This window comes from Mesorhizobium sp. M7D.F.Ca.US.004.03.1.1, from assembly GCF_003998635.1.
Classification (GTDB): domain Bacteria; phylum Pseudomonadota; class Alphaproteobacteria; order Rhizobiales; family Rhizobiaceae; genus Mesorhizobium; species Mesorhizobium loti.
Genome location: NZ_RZQG01001584.1, coordinates 1 through 707, shown reverse-complemented (window position 1 = coordinate 707; position 707 = coordinate 1). Strand labels below are relative to the sequence as shown.

Annotated in this window: 1 protein-coding gene; it reads right to left on the bottom strand. The window is 62.8% G+C overall.

All coding sequences use genetic code 11. The features are described 5' to 3' along the window. Positions 1–103: 103 nt before the first annotated feature. Positions 104–707, bottom strand: a 604-nt coding sequence (locus EN935_RS38875) for an NAD(P)-dependent oxidoreductase (protein WP_164771869.1), incomplete at its 5' end; no start/stop codon positions are given.

The following is a 707-nucleotide window of genomic DNA, read 5'->3' as shown; positions in this document are numbered from 1 at the left end:
AGCGCACCATGCCAAGGCGGTTCTCCTCCGAGCCGATGGTGCGCAGGTGGGCGACAATTTCTCCGGCACTGGATTGAGGCGAGAGCGCTGCCACCGCAGAAACCTATTTTTCGAGACGCGCCAGCAGCGAAGACGTGTCCCAACGCTTGCCGCCCATCGCCTGCACATCCTTGTAGAACTGGTCGATAAGCGCCGTCACCGGCAATTTGGCGCCATTGCGGTCGGCTTCCGCCAGGCATATGCCAAGGTCCTTGCGCATCCAGTCGACGGCGAAGCCGAAATCATATTTGCCGGCATTCATCGTCTTGTGGCGGTTCTCCATCTGCCAGGAACCGGCGGCGCCTTTGGAAATCACTTCGATCACCTTTTCGATGTCGAGCCCGGCCTTCTTGCCGAAATGGATGCCTTCGGCCAGCCCCTGCACGAGGCCGGCGATGGTGATCTGGTTGATCATCTTGGTGAGCTGGCCGGCACCGGCCGACCCCATCAGGCCGACCATACGGGCATAGGCATCGATGACGGGCCTGGCCCTGTCGAAAGCGTCCTGCTCGCCGCCGACCATGACGGTCAGCACGCCATTTTCGGCGCCTGCCTGGCCGCCGGAGACCGGCGCGTCGAGAAACGAAAAACCGCCAGCTTGCGCTGCCGCAGCTAGCTCGCGTGCGACCTCGGCCGAGGCCGTGGTGTTGTCGATGAAGACCGAACCC